Here is a 5,747-nt window from a genome sequence, read left to right as displayed (position 1 = left end):
GAGCGCCGACAGCCATTCATCGCCGGCGCGGCCGTCATAGAAGGCGCGCTCCTCGGCCTCTGCGGCGGCGCGGATGCGGGCCTTGGCCGCCGGATCGTCGATCGCCACGAAATGCCAGGGCTGCTGGTTCGCGCCCGACGGCGCGCTCGCCGCCGCGCGGAGGCAGTCGGCGATAATCGCGCGCGGCACCGGCCGATCGGAAAAATCGCGGACGGTCCGCCGCCGGGCCATAAGGTCGGCGAAGGCGCGCGCGCGCTCGGCCGCTTCCTGGGGCGTTCGGTCGATAAAGCTCAGAGGTATCGTGGCGCGTGTGTGCATGGCGGCCTCCGCGCGCACCATGCACAAACCGGCGACCAAAAGAAACGGGCGCGGTCGTCATTCAAACGCCCCGTCATCGCGGGGCTTAATCCCGGGATCCATGATCGGTTCAAGCGCCGTGGATTGCGGGGACAAGCCCCGCGATGACACATTGAAAGCTATTCGGCCGCTTCAAGAAAACGCGGCGCCGCGCCCATGACATCGAGGTCGACATGATCGGCGAACCGGTCGAAATTGTCGCGGAACATGGCCAAAAGGCGTCGGGCCTGCGTGTCGTAGGCCGCCGTGTCTGCCCAGGTGGAGCGCGGGTCGAGGATGGCCGGATCGACGCCCTCGACCGCGACCGGAACCGCGAAGCCGAAATGTGGGTCGATGCGGTATTCGGCCGCATCGAGCGCGCCGCCCAGCACCCCCTTGAGCAGGGCGCGTGTCGCCCCGATCGGCATGCGGTGGCCGACCCCGTAGGCGCCGCCGGTCCACCCGGTGTTGACGAGCCAGCACTTGACGTCGTGTCTGGCGATCAGTTCGCGCAGAAGATTGCCGTATTCGGACGGATGGCGCGGCATGAACGGCGCACCGAAACAGGCCGAAAAAGTCGCCTCGGGCTCGGTCACGCCCTTTTCCGTGCCCGCCACCTTCGCCGTGTAGCCGGACAGGAAATGGTACATGGCCTGCGCCGGCGTGAGCCTTGCGATGGGCGGCATGACGCCGAACGCATCCGCCGTCAGCATGACGATGTTCTTCGGATGGCCGGCGCGGCCGGTGGCGCTGGCGTTCGCGATGAAGTGCAGCGGATAGGCGCAGCGCGTGTTCTCGGTCAGCGCGCCATCGTCGAAGTCCGGCCGCCGCTCGGCGTCCAGGATGACGTTTTCGAGCACGGTGCCGAAACGCCCGGTGGTCGCGTGGATCTCCGGCTCGGTCTCGGCGCTCAGCCGGATGGTCTTGGCATAGCAGCCGCCCTCGAAATTGAAGATGCCGTCCGGCCCCCAGCCATGCTCGTCATCGCCGATCAGGGTGCGGCCCGGATCGGCCGACAGTGTCGTCTTGCCGGTGCCCGAAAGGCCGAAGAAGATCGCCGCATCGCCGTCCGGTCCGACATTGGCCGAGCAGTGCATCGGCATCACCTGCTTCTGCGGCAGCACATAGTTGAGCGCGGTGAACACCGACTTCTTCATCTCGCCCGCATAGGAGGTGCCCCCGATCAGCACGATCATGCGCGTCAGGTCGACCGCGATCACCGTCTCGCCGCGGCAGCCGTGCTTTTTCGGATCGGCCGCGAACGAGGGCAAATCGATGATCGTCATCTGCGGCGCAAAGCGCTTGAGCGCCGAGCGTTCCGGCCGGATCAGAAGGTTGCGGATGAACAGCGAATGCCATGCTTTTTCGGTAATCACGCGCACGCCGATGGCATGGCCGGGATCGGCGCCGCCCGTCAGGTCCTGGACGAACAGGTCCTTGCCGTTGGTCGCCGCCAGCATGTCGGTGTGGAGGCGCTCGAACGCATCGGCGGCCATCGGCCTGTTGCCGTCCCACCAGATCTGGTCGTCGATGGCACCGTCCCTGACGACGAACTTGTCCCTGGCCGAACGGCCGGTGTGCTCGCCGGTGCGCGCGACCAGCGCCCCGCCGGCGGCCAGCTCGGCCTCGCCGCGCGAAAGGGCGTATTCATAAAGCTCCGGCTCGGTCAGGTTGTAATAGACGGTGGACGCGCCCGCGATGCCGTTTGTTTCCAATCCCTGGGCCGTGTTGAATACGCCATGTGCTTTCATGATCGTCACCGGTTGTGTCAGATGGGGGCCGCCTCGCGGCGTCCCCGGTCGCCTCACTGCGAGCGGGTGCGCAGCGTGAACCAGAATAGTCGAGCGATCTCAAACCATTAATCGTTTTAAAGATTTGAAAATCGTTTCAATCGTTTTAGATTCCACGGAAATGTGGCGCTGGTGAACGATGCCGGCCCGCCGGTGGCCCGTCACGCGCCGGCCTGTCGGCGGGGCGTCGTCATGACACGGGCGGTGTTTCGTGCCACATTTTGTCCCCTGTTTGCGCGGAAAGCCTTCCATCGCTACATGCCTGACAAGAACGGAAGGGACGCGCCTCATGTCGGGGGAGAATTTCGGAATGCAGACGATCGCGCTTGTCGATGACGACCGCAACATCCTGACGTCGGTGTCGATCGCGCTTGAGGCGGAGGGGTTCCGCGTGGAGACCTACACGGACGGCGCCTCCGCTCTCGACGGGCTTCTGGGCAAGCCGCCCAACCTGGCCATTTTCGACATCAAGATGCCGCGCATGGACGGCATGGAACTGTTGCGCCGGCTGCGCCAGAAATCCGATCTTCCGGTCATCTTCCTGACCTCCAAGGACGATGAGATCGACGAATTGTTCGGCCTGAAGATGGGCGCGGACGACTTCATCACCAAGCCGTTCTCGCAGCGCCTTCTGATCGAGCGGGTGCGCGCCATCCTGCGCCGCACCGCCGCGCGCGAGATTTCCGTCAAGCCGGGCGGCGCCGGCGCGGCCAGCACGCTGGTGCGCGGCAGTCTCGTGCTCGACCAGGAGCGCCACACCTGCATCTGGAAGGAAAAGCCCGTCACGCTGACGGTGACCGAGTTCCTGATCCTGTTCTCGCTCGCGCAGCGGCCGGGCGTGGTCAAGAGCCGCGACGCGCTGATGGATGCGGCCTATGACGATCAGGTCTATGTCGACGACCGCACAATCGACAGTCACATCAAGCGGCTGCGCAAGAAGTTCAAGTCCACCGACCACGACTTCGACATGATCGAGACGCTGTACGGCGTCGGCTACCGGTTCCGCGAGGCGGCCTGAGGGGCGTCGCGGCCGGGCGGCGGACGCCCGAGGGGCAATGACAGATGGCCGTCGAGACGGACCATATGCCGGTAACGAAGACGCACCGCGCAGCAGGCATCGGGGCGGCGGGCGATGTGCCCGCGCGCCGGTTCGCCGGTCTTGGCCGGCTGTTTGGCCGGCTGTTTGGCCGGTTGTTCGGCCGGCGGCTGTTTTCGTCGATCACGCGCCGCATTCTGATCCTGAACCTGGCCGCGCTCGGTCTTTTGATGTCGGGCATCCTTTATCTGAACCAGTTTCGCGACGGGCTGATCGATGCGCGCGTCGAGAGCCTGATGACCCAGGGCGAGATCATCGCCGGCGCCATCGCCGCATCGGCGAGCGTGGAGACCGACGCGATCCTGATCGACCCCGAAAAGCTGCTCGAACTTCAGGCCGGCGAGAGCATCGTGCCGTCCGTGGATGGTTTCGACAGCCTCGACTTTCCGATCAATCCCGAGCGCGTCGCCCCCGTGCTGCGCCAGCTCATCTCGCCTACCCGCACCCGCGCCCGGCTCTACGATCCGGACGGCAATCTCATTCTCGACAGCAGCCATCTTTATTCGCGCGGCCAGATCCTGCGCTACGATCTCGAACCGCTGGACGCGCCCCGCACGGCATGGTGGGAGACGGCGCAGAGCCGCCTCGTGCGCGTCTTCGGCCGCAACGACCTGCCGCTCTACCGCGAACAGCCCGGCGGCACGGGCACAGCCTATCCCGAGGTGATGCAGGCGCTCGCCGGCGACCGCCGCCAGATCGTGCGCATCTCCGAAAAGGGCGAGATGATCGTCTCGGTCGCCGTGCCCGTGCAGCGCTTCCGCGCCGTTCTGGGCGTGCTGCAACTGTCGACGCAAGGCGGCGACATCGACGCGATCGTCCGCGCCGAGCGCCTCGCCATGTTCCGCGTGTTCGCCATGGCCGTGCTCGTCAACATCGTGCTTTCCTTCATGCTCGCCGGCACCATCGCCAACCCGTTGCGGCGCCTTTCGGCCGCCGCCGTCCGCGTGCGCCGCTCGATCAGGAACCGCGAGGAGATTCCCGATTTCTCCGACCGGCACGACGAGATCGGCAACCTGTCGGCCGCCCTGCGCGACATGACCCATGCGCTCTATGCGCGGATCGATGCGATCGAGAGCTTTGCTGCCGATGTCAGCCACGAGTTGAAGAACCCGCTGACCTCGCTTCGAAGCGCCGTCGAAACCCTGCCCCGCGCGACGACGGACGAGGTGCGCGCCCGCCTGCTCAGGGTGATCGAGCACGATGTCCGCCGGCTCGACCGGCTCATCACCGATATCTCCGATGCGTCCCGCCTCGATGCCGAGCTTGCGCGCGAGGATGCCGGCACGGTCGATCTGCGCCGCCTGCTTGAGAACATGATCGCCGTTCTGTCCGACGGACATATGGGCCGCATCGCGCCGCGGCTGCGGCTGGAGCGTCCCGATCCGGGCGGCTTCATCGTGCCGGGGCATGAATTGCGGCTCGGACAGGTGATCACCAACCTTGTCGACAATGCGCGCTCCTTCGTCGACCCCGAGACGGGCCGCATCGACGTCCGGCTGTCGCCGCGCTCCGGCTCGGTGGAGGTCTGCGTCGAGGACAACGGTCCAGGCATCCGCGCCGACAATGCCGAGACCATCTTCAAGCGGTTCTACACCGACCGGCCGGGCGTTGATGCGTTCGGCCAGAATTCGGGCCTGGGCCTGTCCATCTCGCGCCAGATCGTCGAGGCCCATGGCGGCACGCTCACCGCCGAGAACATCGTCGATCCCGACGATCCCCGGACCGTGCGCGGCGCGCGCTTCATCGTCCGCCTGCCGCGCGAATGAGCACGGCGGCCCCCGTCCACGGAACCGCCGGCGCGGGCAAGACGACGCTGGCCCTGACGCTGATCCGCCGCGCGCGCGCCGGCGGCCTTGCGGCCGGCCTGATCGCCGACGACCGCGTGCACCTTGCCGCCGAAGCCGGCGGCCTCACCGCCGCCTGCCCCGAGCCGATCGCCGGCAAGATCGAGATACGCGGCTGGGGCGTCGCCGATGCCGCCGGCCTGGCGGCGGAGCCGGCCCGCCTGGCCCTCCTCGTCCGCCTGGTGCCGCCCGCCGATGCCCTGCGCTTTGCGGCCGACCACGGCGAAACGCTGTGCGGATGCGCGCTGGCGTGCCTTCGCCTGCCCCAAGGGCCGACGCCGACCGCGCCGACCGCGGTCCTTGCCGCGCTGGGACTGCCGGTCTGGCTGTAGCCGATGGGATGATGGCGGCGGCGCACGCTCCGGCGCTTGAATTGCGGCGCGATTGCTGGTCAAGTTCGACCTCTTGCGAAAAAAGACGTGATGGCAAGGCGGACGGGAACGGTGAAAAGATGATTGGTGTCGTGCTGGTCACGCACGGTGCGCTGGCCGAGGCGTTCCTGCGCGCCGTCGAGCATGTGGTCGGCCCGCAGACGGCCTTCGAAACGGTATGCATCGAGGCCGATGACGATATTGAGCGGCGCCGGCAGGACATCATCGCCGCGGCCGGCCGCGTGGACACCGGCGCCGGCGGCATCGTCGTCACCGACTATCTCTACCGGCCGATCCTGCCGCTGCTGGC

6 protein-coding genes are annotated in these 5,747 nt (G+C 67.0%); 4 read left to right on the top strand and 2 right to left on the bottom strand.

Annotated elements, in window-relative coordinates; genetic code table 11:
* Together AC5E6L_RS13535 and AC5E6L_RS13530 are read right to left on the bottom strand one after the other, a co-directional pair.
* On the bottom strand, positions 1-318 hold a 318-nt coding region (locus tag AC5E6L_RS13535), incomplete at its 3' end, for a nitroreductase family protein (RefSeq protein WP_491773971.1).
* Positions 319-476: 158 nt separating this feature from the next.
* A complete protein-coding gene (locus tag AC5E6L_RS13530) occupies positions 477-2,087 on the bottom strand; it encodes a phosphoenolpyruvate carboxykinase (protein ID WP_491773969.1) in 1,611 nt (536 codons plus the stop codon).
* Between the two features lie 349 nt (positions 2,088-2,436).
* Between AC5E6L_RS13530 and AC5E6L_RS13525 the strand changes: the two genes are divergently transcribed.
* From AC5E6L_RS13525 to AC5E6L_RS13510, 4 genes are all read left to right on the top strand, one after another.
* Entirely contained in the window at positions 2,437-3,144 is a 708-nt protein-coding gene (locus AC5E6L_RS13525; RefSeq protein WP_491773967.1) for a response regulator transcription factor, read from the top strand.
* A gap of 44 nt (positions 3,145-3,188) precedes the next feature.
* Entirely contained in the window at positions 3,189-4,988 is a 1,800-nt protein-coding gene (locus AC5E6L_RS13520; protein WP_491773965.1) for a stimulus-sensing domain-containing protein, read from the top strand.
* On the top strand, positions 4,985-5,398 hold the full coding sequence (locus AC5E6L_RS13515) for an HPr kinase/phosphorylase (protein ID WP_491773963.1): 414 nt from the start codon (positions 4,985-4,987) through the stop codon (positions 5,396-5,398). The genes AC5E6L_RS13520 and AC5E6L_RS13515 overlap by 4 nt, the downstream gene beginning before the upstream one ends.
* 119 nt (positions 5,399-5,517) lie before the next feature.
* Positions 5,518-5,747: PTS sugar transporter subunit IIA (locus tag AC5E6L_RS13510; RefSeq protein ID WP_491773961.1), on the top strand; the 230-nt coding region annotated here is incomplete at its 3' end.

This window comes from Roseitalea sp. (assembly GCF_984466335.1).
This window is presented reverse-complemented; position numbering and strand designations above follow the sequence as displayed.